This is a genomic window from Streptococcus thalassemiae (assembly GCF_903645285.1).
GTDB classification, from domain to species: domain Bacteria; phylum Bacillota; class Bacilli; order Lactobacillales; family Streptococcaceae; genus Streptococcus; species Streptococcus thalassemiae.
On sequence record NZ_CAHJXN010000002.1, the window covers coordinates 501,489 to 525,264 of the forward strand.

Annotated in this window: 18 protein-coding genes, 1 tRNA gene, 1 rRNA gene, 1 other RNA gene and 5 pseudogenes; 23 read left to right on the forward strand and 3 right to left on the reverse strand. The window is 40.1% G+C overall.

The features are described from left to right. The first annotated feature begins 3 nt into the window (after positions 1–3). Together rrf and HWX15_RS04895 are read left to right on the forward strand one after the other, a co-directional pair. Positions 4–119 (forward strand): 5S ribosomal RNA (gene rrf / locus HWX15_RS04890). A 5-nt stretch (positions 120–124) separates the two neighbouring features. Next, a tRNA-Asn gene (locus HWX15_RS04895) sits at positions 125–198 on the forward strand. 86 nt (positions 199–284) lie between these two features. On the opposite strand, the pseudogene HWX15_RS04900 reads toward HWX15_RS04895, so the two are convergent. Beyond that, positions 285–494: pseudogene (locus HWX15_RS04900) on the reverse strand (transposase family protein); the annotation flags it as partial. 127 nt (positions 495–621) lie between these two features. Further along, positions 622–808, reverse strand: a pseudogene (locus HWX15_RS04905) (transposase); the annotation flags it as partial. A 117-nt stretch (positions 809–925) separates the two neighbouring features. On the opposite strand from HWX15_RS04905, the pseudogene HWX15_RS04910 reads away from it, so the two are divergent. The 20 genes and pseudogenes from HWX15_RS04910 (at position 926) to HWX15_RS05010 (ending at position 19,894) form a co-directional block, all read left to right on the forward strand. Continuing rightward, a pseudogene (locus HWX15_RS04910) lies at positions 926–2,078 on the forward strand (IS30 family transposase). Between the two features lie 537 nt (positions 2,079–2,615). After that, positions 2,616–2,852 (forward strand): sigma(X)-activator ComW, encoded by a 237-nt coding sequence (gene comW / locus HWX15_RS04915; protein ID WP_175880429.1) that lies wholly within the window; start codon positions 2,616–2,618, stop codon positions 2,850–2,852. A 230-nt stretch (positions 2,853–3,082) separates the two neighbouring features. Beyond that, positions 3,083–4,369, forward strand: coding sequence for an adenylosuccinate synthase (locus tag HWX15_RS04920; RefSeq protein WP_050208768.1), 1,287 nt, complete (start codon positions 3,083–3,085; stop codon positions 4,367–4,369). A 199-nt stretch (positions 4,370–4,568) separates the two neighbouring features. After that, positions 4,569–5,036, forward strand: a complete 468-nt coding sequence (gene tadA / locus HWX15_RS04925; RefSeq protein WP_001110112.1) for a tRNA adenosine(34) deaminase TadA — start codon at positions 4,569–4,571, stop codon at positions 5,034–5,036. Positions 5,037–5,068: 32 nt separating this feature from the next. After that, an RNA gene (ffs, locus tag HWX15_RS04930) (signal recognition particle sRNA small type) lies at positions 5,069–5,166 on the forward strand. A 56-nt stretch (positions 5,167–5,222) separates the two neighbouring features. After that, complete coding sequence (locus HWX15_RS04935) at positions 5,223–5,666, forward strand: dUTP diphosphatase (RefSeq protein ID WP_049511693.1); 444 nt, start codon at positions 5,223–5,225, stop codon at positions 5,664–5,666. Continuing rightward, on the forward strand, positions 5,617–6,183 hold the full coding sequence (locus HWX15_RS04940; protein WP_175880430.1) for a histidine phosphatase family protein: 567 nt from the start codon (positions 5,617–5,619) through the stop codon (positions 6,181–6,183). Before HWX15_RS04935 ends, HWX15_RS04940 begins: the two co-directional genes overlap by 50 nt. Positions 6,184–6,196: 13 nt before the next feature. Then, complete coding sequence (gene radA / locus HWX15_RS04945) at positions 6,197–7,558, forward strand: DNA repair protein RadA (protein WP_077804517.1); 1,362 nt, start codon at positions 6,197–6,199, stop codon at positions 7,556–7,558. A 72-nt stretch (positions 7,559–7,630) separates the two neighbouring features. Then, positions 7,631–8,128, forward strand: a complete 498-nt coding sequence (locus HWX15_RS04950; protein ID WP_004237611.1) for a beta-class carbonic anhydrase — start codon at positions 7,631–7,633, stop codon at positions 8,126–8,128. Positions 8,129–8,152: 24 nt separating this feature from the next. Continuing rightward, entirely contained in the window at positions 8,153–8,968 is an 816-nt protein-coding gene (locus tag HWX15_RS04955; protein ID WP_175880431.1) for a PrsW family intramembrane metalloprotease, read from the forward strand. A 145-nt stretch (positions 8,969–9,113) separates the two neighbouring features. Next, the gene (locus HWX15_RS04960; RefSeq protein ID WP_000010159.1) at positions 9,114–10,082 is read left to right on the forward strand and encodes a ribose-phosphate diphosphokinase; all 969 of its coding nucleotides are present in this window, start codon (positions 9,114–9,116) and stop codon (positions 10,080–10,082) included. 116 nt (positions 10,083–10,198) lie between these two features. Beyond that, positions 10,199–11,209 (forward strand): Rpn family recombination-promoting nuclease/putative transposase, encoded by a 1,011-nt coding sequence (locus tag HWX15_RS04965; RefSeq protein ID WP_175880432.1) that lies wholly within the window; start codon positions 10,199–10,201, stop codon positions 11,207–11,209. Then, a pseudogene (locus HWX15_RS04975) lies at positions 11,210–11,611 on the forward strand (flagellar assembly protein H domain protein); the annotation flags it as partial. Between the two features lie 122 nt (positions 11,612–11,733). After that, entirely contained in the window at positions 11,734–12,732 is a 999-nt protein-coding gene (locus HWX15_RS04980) for an Abi family protein (protein ID WP_175880435.1), read from the forward strand. Between the two features lie 94 nt (positions 12,733–12,826). Continuing rightward, entirely contained in the window at positions 12,827–13,003 is a 177-nt protein-coding gene (locus tag HWX15_RS04985; RefSeq protein ID WP_175880436.1) for a hypothetical protein, read from the forward strand. Positions 13,004–13,186: 183 nt separating this feature from the next. Beyond that, positions 13,187–14,158 carry an Rpn family recombination-promoting nuclease/putative transposase gene (locus HWX15_RS04990; protein ID WP_175880437.1) on the forward strand — a complete coding sequence of 324 codons (972 nt, stop codon included), beginning with the start codon at positions 13,187–13,189 and terminating at the stop codon, positions 14,156–14,158. Positions 14,159–15,230: 1,072 nt separating this feature from the next. After that, a pseudogene (locus tag HWX15_RS10245) lies at positions 15,231–15,530 on the forward strand (hypothetical protein); the annotation flags it as partial. Between the two features lie 100 nt (positions 15,531–15,630). After that, positions 15,631–16,611, forward strand: a complete 981-nt coding sequence (locus HWX15_RS10165; protein WP_175880439.1) for an N-acetylmuramoyl-L-alanine amidase family protein — start codon at positions 15,631–15,633, stop codon at positions 16,609–16,611. 35 nt (positions 16,612–16,646) lie between these two features. After that, positions 16,647–18,011 (forward strand): nucleoside triphosphate hydrolase, encoded by a 1,365-nt coding sequence (locus tag HWX15_RS05005; protein ID WP_175880440.1) that lies wholly within the window; start codon positions 16,647–16,649, stop codon positions 18,009–18,011. Between the two features lie 128 nt (positions 18,012–18,139). After that, positions 18,140–19,894: an LPXTG cell wall anchor domain-containing protein gene (locus HWX15_RS05010; RefSeq protein ID WP_175880441.1), complete on the forward strand. Its 1,755-nt coding sequence runs from the start codon at positions 18,140–18,142 to the stop codon at positions 19,892–19,894. A gap of 151 nt (positions 19,895–20,045) precedes the next feature. Here the strand turns inward: HWX15_RS05010 and HWX15_RS05015 are convergent, their stop codons facing one another. Continuing rightward, positions 20,046–20,981, reverse strand: a complete 936-nt coding sequence (locus HWX15_RS05015) for an Rpn family recombination-promoting nuclease/putative transposase (protein WP_175880442.1) — start codon at positions 20,979–20,981, stop codon at positions 20,046–20,048. Between the two features lie 147 nt (positions 20,982–21,128). Here HWX15_RS05015 and polA point away from each other — a divergent pair, with 147 nt between their 5' ends. Then, positions 21,129–23,762: a DNA polymerase I gene (gene polA / locus HWX15_RS05020; protein WP_175880443.1), complete on the forward strand. Its 2,634-nt coding sequence runs from the start codon at positions 21,129–21,131 to the stop codon at positions 23,760–23,762. Positions 23,763–23,776 lie beyond the last annotated feature (14 nt).

Consider the following 23,776-nt stretch of genomic DNA (forward strand, 5'->3'; position numbering starts at 1 on the left):
GAGTTAAGTGACGATAGCCTAGGAGATACACCTGTACCCATGCCGAACACAGAAGTTAAGCCCTAGAACGCCGGAAGTAGTTGGGGGTTGCCCCCTGTGAGATATGGAAGTCGCTTAGCTTTATTCCGCCATAGCTCAGTTGGTAGTAGCGCATGACTGTTAATCATGATGTCGTAGGTTCGAGTCCTACTGGCGGAGTAGTTAATTAAAAGAGGTTTTGACCTCTTTTTTGTTATATAATTAATAATCTATCTCGCACCTAATGAAGCGGAATATTTTTCTTATACCATCATTTTATAGCAATGATAGCACTTTAAACGACGTTTTCTAAGGAGAATTATAGTAGGCATACCAGTAGTTTCAAGGTAAGGAATTTTAGAAGGTTTTTGAAAGTCATATTTCTTCATTTAACTTCTGCAGTCAGGGAAAGATGGGGCGTCGTAGTCCAGTTTAGCGATGATTTTCTTATGTGTATCCCTATTGATGATATCCATAATTTAGAAATTAGGGTCTGTAAGCTCTAGTAATTTTGTGATAAATGGAATTTTTTTCTACCCTAAAATAGGCTCCATAATATCCATAGGGGATTTACCCACTACAAATATTATAGAGCCAGAAAAGCTAATCTCGAGAAAGGACAAATTTCGTCCTTTCTTTTTTTGATGTTTAGAGCGATGAAAATCCGTTTTTTGAAGTTTTCAAAGTTCCGAAAACCAAAGTCGTTGCGCTTGATAAGTTTGATGGGATTATTAGTGACTTCTAGTTTGGCGTTAGAATAGGCTAGTTTAAGGATATTGACAATTTTCTTGTTATGCTAACTTCTCAAACTAACTTCCACTTGCCTAGCCGAAGTGGAAATTAGTCTAAAACGGATTTTTATGGTGGAATTAAGTGTGAGACGTTTGAATTAGAAATGAGGCTCACTATGACAAAACATAAACACCTTACCCTTTCAGACCGTAACGATATCCAACTAGACTTAGAGCGCAGTGAAACCTTCAAAGCTATCGGACAATCCATTCTAAAAGACCCAACTACTGTTTCCAAAGAAGTCAAACGAAACAAACAAATTAGATACTCTACCTCTAACAACCTTCCTTGCCCTCTACTCGACAAAGCGCCCTTTGTCTGTAATGGCTGCCCTAAAAGAAGACAAAACTGTGGCTATAAGAAGATCTTCTACCTCGCTAAACAAGCTCAAAAACAGTACGAACAAACTCTTGTTGAATCTCGTGAAGGAACTCCCCTCAATTCCAAGACCTTCTGGGACATGGACAAAGTCATTTCTGATGGGGTTAAAAAGGGACAACACATCTATCCATAACCTTGATGTCAGCTCCTCAACTGTCTATCGGCACATCCGAAAAGGATACCTATCTATCGCTCCTATTGACCTAGCCAGAGCCGTTAAATTCAAAGAAAGATGGAAAAGTAAGCTACCTTCCATCCCTAAAGAAGCGAAAAAAGACCGTTCCTATGAGGATTTCCAAAACTATTTAGTACTGAATCAACTAGACTCTTGGCTGGAAATGGATACAGTTTTGGGCAGAATGGGAGGTAAAGTCCTACTCACCTTCAATCTATCTTTCTGTAACTTTATCTTCGCTAGACTTCTGGATAATAAAACTGCCCTTAAGGTTACCAAACACCTTTATAAAATCAAGATCACTCTTCACCAAGCTGACAAAGATTTCTTCCAACTCTTTCCTGTCATTCTTACCGATAATGGTGGAGAGTTTGCCAGGATTGATGATATCGAAATGGATGTGCGAGGAGAGAGTAAACTCTTCTTTTGTGACCCTAATCGCTCTGACCAGAAAGGGAGAATCGAGAAAAATCACACGCTGATTCGCGACATTCTACCTAAAGGAACTTCTTTTGACAACTTAACTCAAGAGGACATCAATCTCGTTTGTTCGCATGTCAACAGTGTCAAACGTGCCGCTTTGAATGGAAAGTCAGCCTATGAACTCTTTGCCTTTACCTATGGAGAAGAAATTCCTAAACTTCTCGGCATTTCTAAAATACCTGCAGAAGACGTCTGCCAGTCGTCTAAATTACTTCAACATAAGATCTAAAAACTAATCTTTAACCGCATTCAAACGTCTCACACTAACTTCCACCATAGCGGAACTTAATCTGAAACGCTTTCAGATAAGGCGATTTTGTGCGCTCTTTTTTTCGATTCATTTTGGTTACAAAAGCTATAAAATCAAATATGAGTAAAACCAGTGGAAGTTATCCTGACACGGAATTCCACTGGTTTTTATGATTTTTATCAAACTAACTTCCGTTTGGATTAGCAGTGGAAGTTAGTTTGGGAATTGACAATTTTCTCGTTATCTTTGAGAAATGTTTTAAAGATAGTTTGAAAAATTTGATACTATGCGTTTTTCTTATTTTAAGATTTTTACCTCAGTCTCTTTTAGTATTTAACGCAGTTAATAAGGTCTTTACAATAGTTTAATTTAGGTAGTAAATTTGTTTCTATTCTGTCAACTTTTCCTATTTTTTCTCTTGTTGAGGTTGGTATTTTAACAATTCAGGAATTGATAGTGAATATGTAAAATTTTTTGTTAGAATAAGTTTATAAAAAAGAAAAGGAGTATATATTTATGCTAAAAAGTATTTATGAGCAGATGGCGGATTTCTATGACAGTATCGAAGAAGAGTATGCTACTTTCTTTGGTAATAGTTGGGACTGGGAACATTTTCATTTTAAATTTTTGATTTATTATTTAGTTAGATATGGCATTGGGTGTCGTAGGGATTTTATTGTTTACCATTATCGTGTTGCTTATCGTTTGTATCTTGAAAAGATGATAATGAAACAAGGTTTTGTTGCTTGTTGAGATGTTTTGAGTAAATTTCCGAACAAATTTACTTTTTTATGGAAAGATAATAATAAATAGCTGCTTATTTTTCTAAATCATTTTTTAATAGTTGGAAATAGCAAATCTTTCTATTGTTTCTTCTTGATAAAAAGGCGATTTTTTCTTATAATAAATTGTAAGATATAATTGCAGGTGAGAGTCCTGCCATGTATGTGAGAAAGGAAGAGCCTGAGGGCTCAGACAAGATTATGACTTCAGTTGTTGTTGTAGGTACCCAATGGGGTGATGAAGGTAAAGGGAAGATTACAGACTTCCTTTCAGCGAATGCAGAAGTGATTGCACGTTACCAAGGTGGTGATAATGCAGGTCACACGATTGTGATTGATGGTAAGAAGTTTAAATTGCACTTGATTCCATCTGGGATTTTCTTCCCTGAAAAAATCTCTGTTATTGGGAATGGTATGGTTGTAAATCCTAAATCTCTTGTAAAAGAGTTGAGCTATCTTCATGAGGAAGGTGTGACAACTGATAACTTGCGTATTTCTGATCGCGCGCATGTCATTTTGCCTTATCATATCGAGTTAGATCGTTTGCAAGAAGAAGCTAAGGGCGACAATAAGATTGGGACTACAATCAAGGGAATTGGTCCAGCTTATATGGACAAGGCTGCTCGTGTGGGAATTCGTATCGCCGATCTTTTGGATAAAGACATTTTCCGTGAGCGTTTAGAACGTAACCTTGCTGAAAAGAATCGTCTTTTTGAAAAATTGTATGATAGTAAAGCTATCGTCTTCGATGATATTTTTGAAGAATATTACGAATATGGTCAACAAATCAAGAAATATGTGACAGACACGTCCGTCATTTTGAATGATGCGCTTGATAATGGTAAACGTGTGCTTTTTGAAGGTGCACAAGGTGTTATGCTAGATATTGACCAAGGGACCTATCCATTTGTTACTTCTTCAAACCCTGTGGCTGGTGGTGTGACAATTGGTTCTGGTGTTGGTCCAAGTAAGATTGACAAGGTTGTAGGTGTATGTAAAGCCTATACGAGTCGTGTAGGAGACGGTCCTTTCCCAACTGAGTTGTTTGATGAAGTGGGAGAACGTATCCGTGAAGTCGGTCATGAATATGGTACAACAACTGGTCGTCCACGTCGTGTGGGATGGTTTGATTCAGTTGTGATGCGTCATAGTCGTCGTGTTTCTGGTATTACTAATCTTTCATTGAACTCTATCGATGTTTTGAGTGGTTTAGATACTGTGAAAATCTGCGTGGCCTATGATCTTGATGGTCAACGTATTGACTACTATCCAGCTAGTCTTGAGCAATTGAAACGTTGCAAGCCTATCTATGAAGAGTTGCCAGGTTGGTCAGAAGATATTACTGGAGTTCGTAATTTGGAAGATCTTCCTGAGAATGCGCGTAACTACGTTCGTCGTGTGAGTGAATTGGTTGGCGTTCGTATTTCTACTTTCTCAGTAGGTCCTGGTCGTGAGCAAACAAATATTTTAGAAAGTGTTTGGTCCTAAGAGATTTTTAAGATTTGTTTAAGATAGGTCGGGTATACTATAGACAGTTACAAGAAGACCTCCTAACTTGTTGTAACAAATATCCTAAACTTTTCTTTTTCATAATAATCTCCCTATAAAGTCACCGCATTCGGTGGCTTTTTTTGTGTAGGGATTCATGATATAATAATAAAACTGACAAGTAGGAAAAGGGAAATTGATGAATTATACAGTTGAAGAAAAAGAAGTTTTTATGAGGGAGGCTTTGAGAGAGGCTGAGATTGCCCTGGAACACGATGAAATTCCGATTGGTTGTGTGATTGTCAAGGACGGAGAAATCATTGGTCGTGGGCATAATGCACGTGAGGAGTTGCAGCGAGCGGTTATGCACGCGGAGATTATGGCCATAGAGAATGCGAACCTGAGTGAGGAGAGCTGGCGCTTGCTGGATTGCACGCTTTTTGTGACCATTGAGCCGTGTGTCATGTGTAGTGGGGCGATTGGACTTGCCCGTATTCCAAACGTGGTCTATGGGGCTAAAAACCAGAAATTTGGCGCTGCTGGGAGTTTGTACGATATTTTGACAGATGAGCGTCTCAATCATCGTGTGGAGGTTGAAACGGGAATTTTGGAAGATGAATGCGCAGCTATTATGCAGGACTTTTTTAGAAATAGACGGAAAAAATAATTTTGCTTTTAAAATGAATAGGAATGTGATATAATAAATAGTGGAGCAACAGTTCTGCGTGAAGCGGGTCAGGGGAGGAATCCAGCAGCCCTAAGCGATTTGAATTGTGTGCTCTTTTTTTCGTGCTTTTTACGAATAAATAAGATAGAATAATCTAGAATAAATGATAATAGAAAAGAGAAGATGATGAAAATTCGTGGTTTTGAATTGGTTTCGACTTTTACAGATAAAAATTTATTGCCCAAGCGTGAGACAGCGCATGCGGCTGGTTACGACTTAAAGGTTGCTGTGCGTACAGTTATAGCTCCAGGAGAGATTGTCTTGGTTCCTACAGGGGTTAAGGCTTATATGCAGCCGACTGAGGTTCTCTACCTTTATGATCGCTCTTCAAATCCTCGTAAGAAGGGCTTGGTCTTGATTAACTCGGTTGGTGTCATTGATGGGGATTATTATGGAAATCCTGGGAATGAAGGTCACATTTTTGCTCAGATGAAGAATATTACAGATCAAGAGGTTGTTCTTGAAGTTGGAGAACGTGTGGTCCAGGCTGTCTTTGCGCCTTTCTTAATCGTAGATGGAGATGTGGCAGACGGCGTGCGGACTGGTGGATTTGGATCGACAGGGCACTAGAATGAAGATTATCTTTGTACGTCATGGAGAGCCAGATTATTGTGAGTTAGAGGAGCATTCTTATACGGGATTTGGGATAGATTTGGCGCCCTTATCTGAGAAGGGACGGCAGCAGGCTCAGGAACTGAGCACCAATCCTTTACTCCTTTCAGCTGAAATAATTATATCTTCTGCAGTCACAAGAGCTTTAGAAACGGCTTTTTATGTGGTTTGTGCTACGGGACTTCCTTTAAGAGTAGAGCCTTTGTTACATGAATGGCAGGTCTATGAAAGTGGCACAGATAATTTTGAAAAAGCTCGTACTATGTTTCTAGAAAATAAGGGGGAGTTACTTCCTAATAGTCCTATTCAATATGAGACAGCTACGGAGATGAAGTCTCGTTTTCTAGAATGCATGGCTAAGTATCGAGATTACCAGACCGTGATAGTGGTAACTCACAACATGCTCATGCGCCAGTTTGTGCCAAATGAGAAGATTGATTTTTGCCAAGTGATTGAATGTGAGATAGAGATATAGAAAGAGGTTTATCATCGCAAAGAAAAAAGCGACATTTGTATGTCAAAATTGTGGGTATAATTCCCCTAAATATCTGGGACGTTGTCCCAACTGTGGGTCTTGGTCTTCTTTTGTAGAAGAGGTTGAGGTTGCCGAGGTCAAGAATGCGCGTGTGTCCTTGACAGGTGAGAAAACCAAGCCCATGAAACTGGCTGAGGTGACTTCAATCAATGTCAATCGAACCAAGACGGAGATGGAGGAATTCAACCGTGTACTTGGAGGCGGAGTGGTACCAGGAAGTCTCGTCCTAATCGGTGGGGATCCTGGAATCGGGAAATCGACTCTTCTCCTACAAGTCTCAACCCAGTTGTCTCAAGTGGGGACAGTTCTCTATGTCAGTGGGGAGGAGTCTGCCCAGCAAATCAAGTTGCGAGCGGAACGCTTGGGAGATATTGATAGCGAGTTTTATCTCTATGCAGAGACCAATATGCAGAGTGTTCGTGCTGAGGTGGAGCGTATCCAACCAGACTTTCTCATTATTGACTCCATCCAGACTATTATGTCTCCTGAGATTTCAGGGGTGCAGGGGTCTGTTTCTCAGGTGCGTGAGGTGACGGCTGAGCTCATGCAACTGGCCAAGACCAATAACATTGCTATCTTTATCGTAGGTCATGTGACCAAGGAAGGAACCTTGGCTGGTCCTCGTATGTTGGAGCACATGGTAGATACGGTACTTTACTTTGAAGGGGAACGCCACCATACCTTTCGTATTTTGAGAGCGGTCAAAAACCGTTTTGGTTCTACCAATGAAATTGGGATTTTTGAGATGCAGTCGGGCGGTTTGGTTGAGGTTCTCAATCCGAGTCAAGTTTTCTTAGAGGAGCGTTTGGACGGGGCGACTGGTTCCTCCATCGTTGTGACCATGGAAGGGACGCGTCCAATTTTGGCGGAGGTTCAGGCTTTGGTGACACCGACCATGTTTGGAAATGCCAAGCGTACTACGACAGGACTTGATTTTAACCGTGCTAGCTTGATTATGGCTGTTTTGGAAAAGCGTGCAGGTCTTCTCTTGCAAAATCAGGATGCCTATCTCAAATCTGCTGGCGGTGTCAAATTGGATGAACCTGCGATAGACTTGGCCGTTGCAGTTGCTATTGCTTCGAGCTATAAAGACAAGCCAACTAATCCTCAGGAATGTTTTGTAGGCGAACTGGGCTTGACTGGAGAGATTCGGCGCGTGAATCGTATCGAACAACGTATTAACGAAGCTGCTAAACTGGGATTTACTAAGATTTATGTACCTAAGAATTCCTTGACAGGAATCACTCCACCCAAGGAAATACAGGTCATTGGGGTGACAACGATTCAGGAAGTTTTGAAAAAGGTTTTTGCTTAATCTGTGACAAATCCTCTTAAAAATGATAAGATAGGAGAAATATTTGACTATCAAATTTTCAAGGAGGGAATCGTGTCGTATTTTGAACAGTTTATGCAAGCCAATCAGGCTTATGTTGCCCTACATGGGCAGTTAAATCTGCCACTTAAACCCAAAACCAGAGTAGCCATTGTGACCTGTATGGACTCACGTCTGCACGTTGCGCAAGCTTTGGGATTGGCACTTGGGGATGCTCATATCTTGCGGAATGCAGGTGGTCGAGTGACTGAGGACATGATTCGTTCGCTAGTTATTTCCCAACAACAAATGGGGACAAGAGAGATTGTGGTGTTGCACCATACAGACTGTGGTGCTCAGACCTTTGAAAATGGACCTTTTCAGGAGTATTTAAAAGAGGAACTAGGTGTCGATGTGTCAGACCAGGACTTCTTGCCCTTCCAAGATATAGAAGAGAGTGTGCGAGAGGATATGCAACTCCTTATCGAGTCCCCCCTAATACCAGACGATGTCATTATCTCTGGTGCCATTTATGATGTAGATACAGGAAGTATGACAGTCGTAGAATTGTAAATATTTTACTTAGAAAGAAAGTGTATGAAGAAAAACAGTATTTTATTTATTTTTATTTTATTGCTATGTATTGGTTTGCAGTATGAAACCATCTACTATACGGACGGTTCGATGTCAGCTGCGGAATATGGACTAATGGGAGTTTCTATCTTTCTAGCTCTCTTTTACATGATTCCGGCTCTTTATTTCCTTTTCCGTATTGGGAAAAAATGGGAATTGCCAAAGAACTCCTTGATCTTGTCTTTATTGGGTGGGATGTTCCTTTCAGGCTGGTTGTCTAGCTTTGCTAATACCTATATCCATGATTTGCTTGGCGTTCTTTTTCCAGATAGTGCATTTTTAAATGCCTTTGAAAGTGCTATTGTGGCTCCTTTGGTAGAAGAACCCTTGAAATTATTGCCACTTGTCTTTGTTTTAGCTTTGATTCCTGTGCGAAAATTAAAATCTTTGTTTTTACTAGGAATTGCTTCTGGTTTGGGATTCCAAATGATTGAGGATATTGGCTACATTCGTACGGATTTGCCAGAGGGATTTGACTTTACTATTTCGAGGATTTTAGAGCGTATCATCTCAGGAATTGCCTCTCACTGGACTTTTTCAGGCCTGGCTGTAGTAGGTGTTTACTTGCTTTACAGAGCCTATAAAGGACAGAAGGTTGGCAAGAAAGAGGGGCTTATTTTCCTAGGTTTAGCCTTGGGAACTCATTTCTTGTTTAACTCTCCTTTTGTTGAATTGGAGACAGAGTTGCCTTTAGCGATTCCAGTGGTTACGGCTATTACTCTCTATGGTTTTTATCAGGCTTATCGTTTTGTTGAGAAGCACGATGAGTTGATGAACTAGAATATTTTTCAAAAGAATGATGCAAGGGTACAAATATGGTGCCCTTCTTTTATTTTTGATTGAAAAATAGTGTAAAAAGCGCTACAATGGTAGATGGAAAAATCTTGTGAAAAGCACAAGCGATACATATATACCGGAGGAAATCATGTCTTTTTCTGATTTAAAGCTGTTTGCCCTTTCTTCTAATAAAGAATTGGCAGAACGTGTGGCGCAGGAGATTGGGATAGAGTTGGGGAAATCAAGTGTCCGTCAATTTTCAGATGGAGAGATTCAGGTCAACATCGAAGAATCAATCCGTGGGAAACACGTCTTTATCCTACAATCAACTAGTTCGCCTGTAAATGACAATCTGCTTGAAATTTTGATTATGGTGGATGCTTTGAAGCGTGCGAGTGCAGAATCTGTCAATGTTGTCATGCCTTACTATGGGTATGCACGTCAGGATAGAAAGGCGAGAGCGCGTGAGCCAATCACTTCAAAACTTGTCGCAAATATGCTTGAAGTAGCTGGAGTGGATCGTTTATTGACCATCGACTTGCATGCTGCGCAGATTCAAGGATTCTTTGATATTCCTGTGGATCACTTGATGGGTGCTCCTCTGATTGCGGATTATTTTGAGCGTCGTGGCATGGTTGGTTCTGACTATGTGGTTGTCAGCCCAGACCATGGAGGGGTGACTCGTGCCCGTAAGTTGGCTGAGTTTTTGAAAACATCTATCGCTATCATCGACAAACGTCGCAGTGTTGATAAGATGAATACCAGTGAAGTCATGAACATCATCGGTAAGGTCGAAGGCAAGACTTGTATCTTGATTGATGATATGATTGATACTGCTGGAACGATTTGTCATGCGGCAGATGCCCTTGCAGAAGCTGGTGCTGTTGAAGTCTATGCAAGCTGTACGCACCCAGTTCTTTCTGGCCCTGCTATGGACAATATCCAAAATTCAGCTATCAAGAAATTGGTTGTTTTGGATACCATCTATCTGCCAGAAGAGCGTTTGATTGATAAGATTGAGCAAATTTCGATTGCTCATCTACTGGGTGATGCTATCGTACGTATTCATGAAAAACGACCACTTTCTCCACTTTTCGGTATTGAGAAAAAAATTTAATGACCAAGCCTGAGATGATTCTCAGGTTTTTTCGTTTTTTTCCGAATAAATAGATAGAGCCAGAGAATCTAGTAAACCTAGATTTAAAACTGTGGTATAATAAAAGGAGGAAAAGAATGATTCTAAGACATCCGGGCATTAGCCCGACCAATGATTTGGTTGCTAAGAAAATTTTCAGCAATCCAGAAATCACTTGTCAATTTATCCGCGATATGCTGGACTTGCCAGCAAAAAACGTGACCATTTTGGAGGGGAGCAATATTCACGTATTACCCTCCATGCCTTACTCGGCCCAAGACTTCTATACCAGTATAGACGTCTTGGCAGAGTTGGACAATGGAACCCAAGTAATCATTGAAATTCAGGTACATCATCAGAATTTTTTCATCAATCGCCTGTGGGCTTACCTTTGCAGTCAGGTCAATCAAAACCTAGAAAAAATTCGTCAACGAGAAGGTGATACTCATCAGAGCTATAAACACATCGCACCAGTATACGCTATTGCAATTGTGGATAGCAATTATTTCTCAGATGACTTGGCTTTTCATAGCTTTAGTATGCGAGAGGACACGACAGGTGAAGCCTTAACCATCACAAATAATGGACAGGAACATCATCTAGTCAAGATGGCGTTCTTGGAATTAAGAAAATACAGAGAAACCAGCAAAGACAAGGTTCGCAAGCCATGGTTGGAGTTTTTCGGCAACAAGCCCTTTACCCAAGAACCCGAGCGAGCCATCAGTCAGGCAGACCAACTGCTGGACTACAAGAGCTGGTCCGAGGAGGACAGGAAAATGTTTAGTGAACAACGCAGGCGTGAAGAACAGGCCTTGTTAGCACAGGACTATGCCTTGGAACAAGCCGAAGAAAAAGGTTTAGAGAGAGGTCTTGAACGTGGTCGCGCAGAGGGCATTGAACAGGGACTAGAACGAGGGCGAGCAGAGGGGATTGAACAAGGACGATCGGAAGGTATCGAACAGGGTCTTGAACAGGGGTTAGAACGTGGAAAACTTTTTGCCTTCTTAGATATGGTCCGTCAAGGTCTTCTGACTTCAGAAGTTGCGAGTGAGCAATTAGGCATGACCGTGGCTGAGTTTGAGGAGCTATTGAAAGACCATCATAACTAAGAACTAAAAAAATACAGAGAAACCAGCAAAGACGAGGTTCGCAAGCCATGGTTGGAGTTTTTCGGCAACAAGCCCTTTACCCAAGAACCCGAGCGAGCCATCAGCCAGGCAGACCAACTGCTGGACTACAAGAGCTGGTCCGAGGAGGACAGGAAAATGTTTAGTGAACAACGCAGGCGCGAAGAACAGGCCTTGTTAGCTCAGGACTATGCTTTGGAAACTGCTAGGGCTGAAGGTCTTGAACAAGGAATCGAAAAAGGTTTAGAGCGAGGTCTTGAACGTGGTCGTGCAGAGGGGATTGAACAAGGTCTTGAACGTGGAAAACTCTTTGCCTTCCTAGATATGGTCCGCCAACATGTTTTAACTTCCGAATTCGCGAGTGAACAATTAGACACAAATTGAAAAAATATCAAGTTGACTTGACTTTTTTTATAGAATAGTATAGTATTTAGATACAAGCACTCCTTTTGCTCCCTGTTTCATAGCAACTGGAGTCATTTTTTTATAAATTTAGAAGGTTAATGATGTACACAACTGATAATAGTATTTCTTTGTCAAGAGATTTAAAGAGAGAAATGAAAGCATTTTTACCTCTTGAAGATTTGGTAAGTTATCTTTCAGATAAGCTAGATATGTCACCTGAAGAGGAACTAGATTCCAAAAATTTTTTACGTTGCCATAATTACTATTCGTTTTCTGCTTTTATTAAACAGGTTCCAGATAATCTTCATAAAGGAAAATTTCAAGCAGCGATTTCATTGTATGAATTTAATGACTGGTTGTCACAGTTTCTGTTTATATTTTCTGGTAGATTAGAGCAGTTTATAAAATCAACTTTTATTGAATCGCTTTGTCAGCAATATAATGGAAAATATCAAAAAGGTGAGTGTTACTTGGATGAAACTATTTATGAAAACTCTGAATTATATAACGAATTTATTTCAATTATAGAAAAACATTTATCAGAGAATCAAAGTCTGTCAATACAGCATCATATCAAAAATAAAGGTTCTAAGTTCCCAATTTGGGTGCTTTTTCAAGAGATGACTTTTGGGGAAACAACTCGTTTTATAAGTGCACTGAAAAAAGAGTACCGGGAGTATTGGATAGATACTACATTTTTATCAACTGGTGTGGTAAATTCTAAAATTCATGGAGAAGAAATCCAGAGTAAATTATTTGGCTGGGTTTCAGCTACATGGTATATGAGAAATAGAACTGCACATCATTTAAGATTATATGGTCAAAATTTTACAATAGCAAGTCCAAGTTTCTTTTCAGCTGATTTGCGTCAAATAAACAAGAATGCAGAGACTAAAAAGAAAAAGACGCATAATAACGATTTATTTGCTTATCTTCTTGCTATGAAAAATCTTATACAACATCATTCACATTCTTTTGTTCAAGATTGGAACGATTTTTTGACGACTTTAGAGGCACAGTTGATGGAAAAGTCAAATATCATATTATCTAGTAAGATTGGTTTGCCAAGCAATTGGAAAGATATATTGTGGATTGGTTGAACTAAGGAATGATTTTTTACTCAAGTTATTATTCAGAGAATCTTTGACAATCCAGATGAGAAACCAAACATTAAGAAGTTGATTACCAAGATGAATGAAGGATAAGATGCGAGATTTGGGAATTGCTATAGCGGACGATGTAACAGCTGAACAAGGTGAGAAAATCAGAATCATCAAGGAACACGATGATGCTCTTTCCGTCTGTAAAGAAGATTTGGAAACTCAGTCAAGAATACCAAGAACAGGTCAAGATGATTCAAATCGTTCCTAGATTCAGTGTGCTTTAATTTTAAAAATTAGGTGTCAAAACCTCTTTTAACACAGACAAAATTAAGGATAAACAATAATTTTAATAACTTTTATTTTTTTCGTCTCTTTTCCGAATAAATAGATAGTAGCAGTGAATCTAGTAAACCTAGATTTAAAAATGTGCTATAATGAAAGGAGAAGAAATATGACTGTGCGTCATCCGGGCATTAGCCCAACTAATGATTTGGTTGCTAAGAAGATTTTTAGCAATCCAGAAATCACTTGTCAATTTATCCGCGATATGCTGGACTTGCCAGCAAAAAATGTGACCATTTTGGAGGGAAGTAACATTCACGTCTTGCCCACTACACCGTACTCGGCACAGGATTTCTATACCAGTATAGACGTCTTGGCGGAGTTGGACAATGGCACGCAAGTTATTATTGAAATTCAAGTTCATCATCAGAATTTTTTCATCAATCGCCTGTGGGCGTATCTGTGTAGTCAGGTCAATCAAAATCTTGAAAAAATTCGTCAACGAGAAGGTGACACACACCAAAGTTACAAACACATTGCCCCAGTTTATGCTATTGCAATTGTAGATAGTAACTACTTCCAAGATGACTTGGCTTTCCATAGTTTTAGTATGCGCGAGGACACGACAGGTGAGGTTTTAACTATCACCAATAATGGACAAGAAAACCATCTAGTTAAGATGGCATTCTTGGAACTAAAAAAATATAGAGAAACCAGCAAAGACGAGGTTCGCAAGCCCTGGTTGGAGTTTTTCGGGAATAAGCCCTTTACCCAACAACCCGAGCGAGCGATCAGCCAAGCAGACCAACTGCTAGACTACAAAAGCTGGTCCGAGGAGGACAGGAAGATGTTTAGTCAACTACGTATGCGCGAAGAACAAGCCTTGTTGGCACAGGACTATGCCTTGGAAACAGCTAGAGCGGAGGGGGTTGAACAAGGAATCGAAAAAGGTTTAGAGCAAGGTCTTGAGCGTGGTCGAGCTGAGGGGATTGAACAAGGACTCGAACGAGGACGAGCGGAAGGCATTGAAGAGGGATTAAAAGTAGGTCTAGTAAATCTCGTTCGCCAAGGTCTTCTGACTTCTGAGGTTGCCAGCCAGCAGTTGGGCATGTCAGTTACTGAGTTTGAGTCCTTGCTATGAGGTCACATTTTAAATAGTAGAAAGTTAATGAAATGGCGAGTTATTTCTAAAATACTTGTCATTTTTGCTTGACATTTGGAAGGGGTTATAGGATAATACCATAGAAGTGAGTTCTATCCAACTATCGATATGGATTAGATATGTGAGGTTTGACTCAGGGCTTAAGAAATTTGTGAGATTTTCACTTGGAAGATACGGTATTTGAAGGGTATTTCATCTCACAAAGACGTTTTTTCACCTTTTTTGAAAAAAATAGGTAAAAAGTTGATGAAAACCCTTGACAAATCCTGCAAATATTTATATACTGTATGGTAGTAAGATAGTCTTACGAAAAAATATTTTAAAGAAAAACAAAGGAGATAAAACGATGAAAAAAGTTTTATTGACAAGTGCAGCAGTTGTAGCTGCAGCAGCAGCTCTTAACGCAGCTCCAGTACACGCATACGGAAACTGGACAGGATGGAACAATGGTGGACAAGGTTCAACAAATACTACTGCTCCTTCTACAAATCCAGTTGGTACTAGTGATTCACGTAACCCAATGGTTAAATACGGTTACATTAAATATAACCGTGTTGCAGCAGCAGGGTATACAAAACACGTTCGTGTAACAGTTGTTGACGGTGGTGGACGTCCAGTTCCAAATACTGAAATCGACATCCAAATCATCCCTACAGGTGATCGTGCAAGCGAACAAAAACAATATGAAAACTTCACTGTGAAGACAAATGCTTCAGGAGATGCAGATTTTTCAGAAGTTGAAGTTTTGTCATATGATAAAGATGGACAACCAGTTAAAAATTCAGCTGGAGTACAAGTTAAAGAAGCATTAAAATTCAAAACTGGTGAAGTGATTAAATTCCGTGTTACTAACCCAACATCAGAATTCAAATCAGCAACTGGTTTAGAAGCTACATTGACAGTTGGTGGAGATATGTATACAAATGGTAAAGTTGTACTTCCATATCACACTGATGACCGTAGTGTACAAATTGGAAATCCAACTTCAACTGCAGTTGAAGGTTGGGCTAACACAGCTGACGGATGGAAATACTTCGAAAAAGCTACAGCTGTTACAGGTTGGAAACAAGTTGATGGCAACTGGTACTACCTAAACGATAAAGGCGTAATGCAAACTGGTTGGGTAAACGTTAACGGAACTTGGTACTACCTAAACAAATCAGGTGCTATGCAAACTGGTTGGTTGAAAGATGGTGATACTTGGTACTTCCTTGAAGCAACAGGTGCTATGAAAGCTAGCCAATGGTTTGAAGTTGCTGGTAAATGGTACCATGTAAATGGTTCAGGTGCCCTTTCAGTAAACACAACTGTTGACGGTTACAACGTAAACGCAAACGGTGAGTGGGTATAATCCTATAACTAGAATATAAAACAGGAGATAGCTCTCCTGTTTTTTCTTGCATTTAATTTGTATAAGTATTATAATAGTTAAAAATAATAGGAGGTTTCCAATGAAATCAAAAGTAATTAACATTTTATTAGGTGCTACTTTGGCAAGTGCAGCTCTTGTTAGCGTAAAAACAACTGAGGTAAAGGCTTCGGAAACGAATGTGTATAAGACAGTTGTTTGGGTCACAAAACAGGAAGATGGGAAGGAAAAAATCTTAAGAAATCCCCAAACTTATGATTCATCAAAACCAGAAACATCATCCCCAGGTAATTTCTCAGGGTATCAATTTGAAAGTTCAGTAATTGATGGTACTGTATTAAAACATTATTTTAAGCCTTCAGTTACAGTTAAGGGAGATAAGGTAGATGGGCTTTCTGTGAAGCCTGATATTATAAAACCCTTTAAAGATACAGTCAAAGGGACTTCTTGGTTGGTCATGGAATCAGATGGAACGAGTCGAGAATTAAAGAAATTTGTTTCTTCAATCTCTGTTAAAAAAGCTGAGGAAGTTGAGCATGGCACATTTAAAGGATATCGCTTTGTTGAAACTAAAATAGAAGAGGGTGTTCGTAAACATTGGTTTGTAAAAGACGATAGTGTTACTGGAACTGAAAAAGTGGAAGAGAAACGTACAGGTTGGCAATATATCGCTGATAAGTGGTATTTCTTTGATCAAGATGGCGTGAAGAAGACTGGCTGGGTCAGTGACGGTAGCTGGTATTATCTAGCGGCAGATGGTAGTATGCAAACAGGTTGGAAATTCATCTCTGGTAAATGGTACTATCTCAATAGTGCTGGTTCTATGCAGACGGGATGGTTAAACCAAGGTGGTAAGTGGTACTATCTGCATTCTGATGGTGCAATGGCTACTGGTTGGAGAAAAGTAGATGGTGTCTGGTACTATCTGAATACTTCTGGTGCTCTGGTGACTGGCTGGTTCCAAGCAGGTGGCAAGTGGTATTATGCCTATAGTTCAGGCGCTCTTGCAGTAAATACAACGATTAACGGCTACACTCTAAATGCAAATGGTGAGTGGGTGTAATATTATAAACGGAATAAGTGATAAAGAGGTAAAATATGAAAGTAAAATACATTTTAGCAGTGGGAGCTGCAGGGGTAACATTACTTGGAGCTAGTACTTTATTAGCTTCAGTTAGTAATCATAGTGTGGTGTATGCAGACCAAGCTCCAGACGGCCAGTTTACTCTTGGTACAACTTGGAAATATTTGAATGGTAAATATGGATATACAGATTTTAACTATCAAAGTGGCTATGTTGCAACTCCAGGTAGTAAATCTGGCTATACCTATGTAGGAAGTGGTAGGGATGGTCATAATTGGGTTCACTATTTTAACCCAAGCTCTTCAGTTTCAACAAACACAAGTACTGACACAGGTTCTCAAGGTAATAGTTCAGCTAGTACAAACAGTAACACAAGCAGTAACAATACTTCAAGTTCTAATAATGCTTCATCAACCAATAAAACTGAGTACAAATGGTTAACTGTTAATGGGAAACTTCAGCTTTATATTAATAATAATTTAGCTAAGGGTTGGCAAACTGTTGAAGGTAAAACTTATTACTTAGATGAAGATGGTTTTATGAAAATAGGAATCCTCGAAGTAAAAGATAAACGCTACTACCTTGATGAAGATGGTGTGAAGAAAACTGGTTGGGTCAATGAAGGTGGTAAGGATTACTATATTACTGATGATGGATCTAAACCAACTACTATCATTGCAAAAGGTGAGAAGATTTACTACGTTAAAGAGGGAATTCAACAAACAGGTCTTCAACAGATTGAGAAGAAGTGGTATTATTTATTGGCAGACGGTAGCCGTAAAACAGGTCTCGTTCAAGATGCAAATAAGAAATGGTACTATATTACAAATGATGGCGAACGTAAAGTTGGTCTCGTAAAAGATAGTGATGGTGCTTATCATTACCTTACTCCAGAAGGTGAACGTAAAACAGGTTCTATCACTATTGACGGCGTGACTTATCGTTTAGCGGATCGTGCTAGTAGCAAGCCAGGTTGGAATAAAATTGATGGTAAGTGGTACTATTATGATGCGGAAGATAACATGAAGACAGGTTGGGTTAAAGATGGCTCATGGTACTACTTGGATGCTTCTGGTGTAATGAAGACAGGTTGGCAAAAAATTGATGGGGTATGGTATTATCTCAATGGTTCAGGTGCTATGCAGACAGGTTGGTTGAACCAAGGTGGCACATGGTACTACCTCAACAGCTCAGGTGCTATGCAAACAGGTTGGCTCAAGCAAGGTGGTACATGGTATTATCTTGCTGGCTCAGGTGCAATGAAGACAGGTTGGTACCAAGTTGGCGGTAAATGGTACTATTCATACCCATCAGGAGCTTTGGCGGTGAACACAACTATCGATGGTTACACAGTAAATGCCAATGGTGAGTGGGTGTAAGGAATATAATAAAGAAATAAGGGGAAATTCCTCTTATTTTTTTGTCAATAAGGAGATTATTTCTTGATTTTTCCGAAAGAAAATGCTATAATGACAGCAAAAAGGATATTAAAGGTGGTAAATACTTTATGGACAAGAAAAAACTTTTCACTGCTAGCTTGGCTAGCGTTGCCGTTTTAGGAGCAGGTTTCCTTGCTTCAAACCCATCAGTTGTGAAAGCTGCAACTGTTGAAGAATTACAAAAAGAGGCTGAAGCTAAAGATCAAGCTTTAAAAGATGCTGAAGCTAAAGCTCAATCTGAGAAGCAAGAAGCTGCTGCTGCTGCCGCAGCAGTTGAAAAAGCAAAAGCAGATAAACTCGCTGCTGATGAAGCATTAGCAAAAGCTAAAGAAGAAGCTGCTAAAGAAGAAGCTGCTAAAGAAGAAGCTGCTAAAGAAGAAGCCGCTGCTAAAGAAGAATTCTTATCTAACTATGATAAAGCATTAGCTGATACTGTTGCAGAATTAGAAAAAGCTACAACTGCTAGTCCAGAAGAAGCTGCTGCAAAAGAGGCTGTTATTGCTAAGTTAAAAGAAGAAGCTGCTGCAAACAAAGCTGAAATCGAAGAAGCATTCAAAAATGGTGCTACTGCAGCTGATGCTGAAAAATTCTTAGAAGAAGCTGGTAAAAACCCAGCAGATGCTGGAAAAGAAAATACAGACAAACCATTCACTCCTGAAGAGAATGAAAAAATTGAAGAAGCTAAAAAAGCTGAAGTTGCTCGTCCAGAATCAGAAAAAGCTCAAGAAAAAGCTGATGATTTAGCTGAAAAAGCAGATAAACTTAAAAAACAAGCTGACGCTGATGCTAAAACAGCTGCAGAACAAGCTGCTGCATTAGAAAAAACTAACGCAGTATTAAAAGAAACTAAAGAAGCTGTTAAAACTGCTAAGGAAAATCAGGAATCACCTGATGTTATTAAAAACTTAGAAGATGCTCAAAAAGCATTAGAAGCTAAAGCTCAAGAACAAGAAGCAGAAGCTACAGCTGCTAAAGAATCTGCTGACGCTAGAATTGAAGAAGCTAACAAACTTGTTGACGAGTATAATGCTGCTCTTAAAGAAGTAGAAGCTGCTAAAGAAAAAGAAGCTGAAGAAGTTGAAGATGCTGCAATCGAAGCACTTCAAAGCAAAGTAGCTGACTTGGAAAAAGAAGTAGCTGAATTAGAAAAATTAGTAGCTGACAATGAAAATAATCCAGATGCAGTTGACTACGTTACTGCAGCTAAAGAAAAACTAGAAGCTAAGAAAGCTGAATTAGAAAAAGCTGAAAACGAACTTAATCTTTTATTATATGGTGTAGAACCAGCGGTAAATGAAGTTAACCCATACGAAGGTCCAGTAACTGGTTTCTTTGACGAAACGGGAGAAAACCCAATTGCAGAAGGTGAATTAGGTACACATGCACCTAGAAATATCCCTGGATACACTTATACAGGAGTTTCATATACAAAAGATGGTATTTTAAGACATATCTATAAGGCAACTGGTTCTAATTCAGGTAACTCAAATTATGGTTTCAATGGTGTTCCTGCTGATAATAGCAATCCAGGTCACCAAGGTGATGGAGAACCAAGACAAGGCAATCGCCCTACACCAGGTTCAACAACACCGTCTACACCAGCAAATGAGACACCTGCAACACCAGCAGCTGAAGCCCCAGCAACGGCAGCTCCAGCAGTAGCAGGTACTAGCCAAGATAACACTTATCAAGCCCCAGCTGCAAAAGCAGATGATAAGAAAGAACTTCCAAATACTGGTGGAAAAGATAATGTTGCAATTGCATCATTAGGATTCCTAGGATTACTCCTTGGTGCCCTTCCATTTGTTAAACGCAAAAACTAATTAGTTAAAAATATGAAAGAGAAGGACTTGATGCCTTCTCTTTTTGTGGTATATAATTGCGTGAAGGTTTTGTTGGACAGTAGAAAATAAAAAGTGAACAAGACAATATTTCATTCTTGTTCGCTTTTATGTTATTAGTGATTGTATAATCTTATAACAGTGCCTCAAACTCCGCGACTGACATGCCTAATTGCTCACTCGCAAATTCGGAAGTTAGAACATGTTGGCGAACCATGTCTAAGAAGGCAAAAAGTTTCCCTTCTTCCCTTCCTTCAACTTTCCCACGCTCCAGTCCCTGTTCAATGCCCTCCGCACGCCCACGCTCTAAGCCTTTTTCCTCCGCTTGTTCCAAGGCATAGTCATGCGCTAACAAGGCTTGTTCTTCACGCATACGTAGTTGACTAAACATTTTCCTGTCCTCCTCGGACCAGCTCTTGTAGTCCAGCAGTTGATCTGCTTGGCTGATGGCTCGCTCTGGTTCTTGGGTAAAGGGCTTGTTGCCGAAAAACTCCAACCACGGCTTGCGAACCTCGTCTTTGCTGGTTTCTCTATATTTTTTTAATTCCAAGAATGCCATCTTGACTAGATGGTTTTCTTGTCCATTGTTTGTGATAGTTAAGACTTCACCCGTCGTATCTTCTCGCATGCTAAAACTGTGGAAAGCTAGATCATCTTGGAAATAATTACTATCCACAATAGCTATTGCGTAAACAGGTGCGATATGCTTGTAGCTTTGGTGAGTATCACCTTCACGCTGGCGGATTTTTTCAAGATTTTGATTGACCTGACTACACAGGTAAGCCCACAGGCGATTGATGAAAAAATTCTGATGATGAACTTGAATTTCAATGATTACTTGGGTTCCATTATCTAGTTCAGCTAAAACATCTATACTAGTGTAAAAATCCTGCGCTGAGTACGGCATGGAAGGCAAGATGTGAATATTACTTCCCTCTAAAATCGTTACATTTTTGGCTGGTAAATCCAGCATATCGCGGATAAATTGACAAGTGATCTCTGGATTGCTAAAGATTTTCTTAGCAACCAAGTCATTGGTTGGGCTAATGCCCGGATGACGTAAGGTCATATTCTTTCTCCTTTCATTATAGCACATTTTTAAATCTAGGTTTACTAGATTCTCTGGCTCTATCTATTTATTCGGAAAAAGTTTGAAAAATACTTGTTCTAGCTCTTCCCAATGGTATTTTTTGGTGCTTTCCTTTATAATGGGTGTATGGATAAGAAAAAATTATTATTGATTGATGGGTCTTCTGTTGCTTTTCGGGCGTTTTTTGCGCTTTATCAGCAGTTGGACCGTTTTAAGAATGCGGCTGGTTTACATACCAATGCCATTTATGGCTTCCAGTTGATGTTGAGCCATTTGTTGGAGCGGGTGGAGCCGAGTCATATTTTGGTGGCTTTTGATGCGGGAAAGACAACCTTCCGTACAGAGATGTATGCGGACTATAAGGGTGGTCGAGCTAAGACTCCTGATGAGTTTCGTGAGCAATTTCCCTTCATTCGTGAGTTGCTGGATCATATGGGAATTCGTCACTATGAGTTGGCTCAGTATGAGGCGGATGACATCATTGGGACGCTGGATAAGCTAGCAGAGCAGGATGGTTTTGATATTACCATTGTCAGTGGGGACAAGGACTTGATTCAGCTGACGGATGAGCATACGGTGGTTGAGATTTCCAAGAAAGGTGTGGCTGAGTTTGAGGCCTTTACACCAGATTACCTCATGGAAAAAATGAGCCTCACACCGACGCAGTTTATCGATCTCAAGGCGCTTATGGGAGATAAGTCGGATAATATTCCTGGGGTGACCAAAATCGGTGAAAAGACGGGTATCAAGCTTTTGCTGGAGCATGATTCGCTTGAGGGGATTTATGAAAATATCGATGGGATGAAGGCTTCTAAGATGAAGGAAAATCTTATCAATGATAAGGAACAGGCCTTTTTGTCTAAAACACTGGCGACCATTGATACCAAGGCACCGATTGAGATTGGTTTGGAGGATTTGGTCTATAGTGGTCCAGATGTGGAAAATCTTGGGAAATTCTACGATGAGATGGGCTTCAAACAGCTCAAGCAGGCTTTAAATGTGTCGTCAGCTGATGTTGCTGAAAGTTTGGACTTTACTATTGTTGAGCAAGTCAGTCAAGATATGCTGAGTGAAGAGTCTATCTTCCATTTTGAGCTTTTTGGTGAGAATTACCATACGGATGATTTGGTTGGTTTTGCCTGGTCTTGTGGCGATAAGCTCTATGCTACAGATAAACTTGAACTTTTGCAAGAGCCTATTTTCAAGGACTTTTTAGAAAAAACACCTCTGAGAGTTTATGACTTCAAGAAGGCTAAAGTTCTCTTGCATCGTTTTGGTCTGGATTTGCAGGCGCCTGCTTTTGATAGCCGTTTGGCTAAATACCTCCTTTCGACTGTGGAGGACAATGAAATTGCGACCATCGCTAGTCTTTATGGTCAGACTTATTTGGTTGATGATGAGACTTTCTATGGTAAGGGAGTCAAGAAGGCCATTCCTGAACGCGAGAAATTCTTGGAACACTTGGCTCGTAAGCTTGCTGTTTTGGTTGAAACAGAGCCTGTTTTACTTGAAAAACTCAGCGAAAATGGGCAATTAGAGCTTCTTTATGATATAGAGCAACCTCTGGCTTTTGTCCTTGCTAAGATGGAAATAGCTGGGATTAAGGTTAAAAAAGAAACCTTGCTTGAGATGCAGGCTGAAAATGAGCTTGTCATTGAAAAACTCACTCAGGAGATTTACGAACTGGCTGGTGAGGAGTTTAATATCAACTCGCCTAAGCAGTTGGGCGTGCTTCTCTTTGAAAAATTGGGACTTCCTCTGGAATACACTAAGAAAACCAAGACAGGTTATTCGACAGCGGTGGATGTCTTGGAGCGCCTGGCTCCTATTGCTCCGATTGTTAAGAAAATTCTTGACTACCGTCAGATTGCTAAGATTCAATCGACTTATGTGATTGGCTTGCAAGACTGGATTTTGGCTGATGGTAAGATTCATACCCGTTATGTGCAGGATTTGACCCAGACTGGGCGTTTGTCTAGTGTGGATCCAAACTTGCAAAATATTCCTGTGCGTTTGGAGCAGGGCCGTCTCATTCGTAAGGCTTTTGTGCCTGAGTGGGAGAATAGTGTCCTTCTCAGTTCGGACTATTCACAGATTGAATTGCGCGTTTTGGCGCATATTTCTAAAGACGAGCACTTGATTAAGGCTTTCCAAGAGGGGGCAGATATCCATACTTCGACAGCCATGCGGGTCTTTGGCCTTGAGTGTCCTGAGGATGTGACTGCAAACGACCGTCGCAATGCCAAGGCGGTCAACTTTGGAGTTGTTTACGGGATTTCAGACTTTGGTTTGTCTAATAACCTGGGCATTAGCCGTAAGGAAGCCAAAGCCTACATTGATACCTACTTTGAACGCTTCCCAGGCATCAAAAACTATATGGATGAAGTGGTGCGTGAGGCGCGTGATAAGGGCTATGTAGAGACACTTTTCAAGCGTCGTCGTGAGTTGCCAGATATCAATTCTCGCAACTTCAATATTCGTGGTTTTGCGGAGCGGACAGCTATCAACTCTCCTATTCAGGGGTCGGCGGCAGATATTCTCAAGATTGCTATGATTCAGCTGGATAAAGCCTTGGTTGCAGGTGGTTGTCAGACTAAGATGCTGTTACAAGTGCACGATGAAATCGTCCTTGAAGTTCCTAAATCTGAATTGGCAGAGATGAAAAAATTGGTCAAACAAACTATGGAAGAAGCCATTCAACTCAGTGTTCCCCTCATCGCAGATGAAAATGAAGGGGCAACTTGGTACGAGGCCAAATAAAAAGGGGGCTAGTC

What these genes read in the sequence shown, in the direction of transcription:
- HWX15_RS04920 (WP_050208768.1), top strand. Translation starts at nt 3,083, where the DNA reads ATGACTTCAGTTGTTGTTGTAGGTACCCAATGGGGTGATGAAGGTAAA.
- HWX15_RS04960 (WP_000010159.1), top strand. Translation starts at nt 9,114, where the DNA reads ATGTCTTTTTCTGATTTAAAGCTGTTTGCCCTTTCTTCTAATAAAGAA.
- HWX15_RS04955 (WP_175880431.1), top strand. Translation starts at nt 8,153, where the DNA reads ATGAAGAAAAACAGTATTTTATTTATTTTTATTTTATTGCTATGTATT.
- HWX15_RS04980 (WP_175880435.1), top strand. Translation starts at nt 11,734, where the DNA reads ATGTACACAACTGATAATAGTATTTCTTTGTCAAGAGATTTAAAGAGA.
- HWX15_RS04985 (WP_175880436.1), top strand. Translation starts at nt 12,827, where the DNA reads ATGAAGGATAAGATGCGAGATTTGGGAATTGCTATAGCGGACGATGTA.
- polA (WP_175880443.1), top strand. Translation starts at nt 21,129, where the DNA reads ATGGATAAGAAAAAATTATTATTGATTGATGGGTCTTCTGTTGCTTTT.
- comW (WP_175880429.1), top strand. Translation starts at nt 2,616, where the DNA reads ATGCTAAAAAGTATTTATGAGCAGATGGCGGATTTCTATGACAGTATC.
- HWX15_RS04935 (WP_049511693.1), top strand. Translation starts at nt 5,223, where the DNA reads ATGAAAATTCGTGGTTTTGAATTGGTTTCGACTTTTACAGATAAAAAT.
- HWX15_RS10165 (WP_175880439.1), top strand. Translation starts at nt 15,631, where the DNA reads ATGAAATCAAAAGTAATTAACATTTTATTAGGTGCTACTTTGGCAAGT.
- HWX15_RS05005 (WP_175880440.1), top strand. Translation starts at nt 16,647, where the DNA reads ATGAAAGTAAAATACATTTTAGCAGTGGGAGCTGCAGGGGTAACATTA.
- tadA (WP_001110112.1), top strand. Translation starts at nt 4,569, where the DNA reads ATGAATTATACAGTTGAAGAAAAAGAAGTTTTTATGAGGGAGGCTTTG.
- HWX15_RS05010 (WP_175880441.1), top strand. Translation starts at nt 18,140, where the DNA reads ATGGACAAGAAAAAACTTTTCACTGCTAGCTTGGCTAGCGTTGCCGTT.
- HWX15_RS04990 (WP_175880437.1), top strand. Translation starts at nt 13,187, where the DNA reads ATGACTGTGCGTCATCCGGGCATTAGCCCAACTAATGATTTGGTTGCT.
- HWX15_RS04965 (WP_175880432.1), top strand. Translation starts at nt 10,199, where the DNA reads ATGATTCTAAGACATCCGGGCATTAGCCCGACCAATGATTTGGTTGCT.
- HWX15_RS04940 (WP_175880430.1), top strand. Translation starts at nt 5,617, where the DNA reads ATGTGGCAGACGGCGTGCGGACTGGTGGATTTGGATCGACAGGGCACT.
- HWX15_RS05015 (WP_175880442.1), bottom strand. Translation starts at nt 20,981, where the DNA reads ATGACCTTACGTCATCCGGGCATTAGCCCAACCAATGACTTGGTTGCT.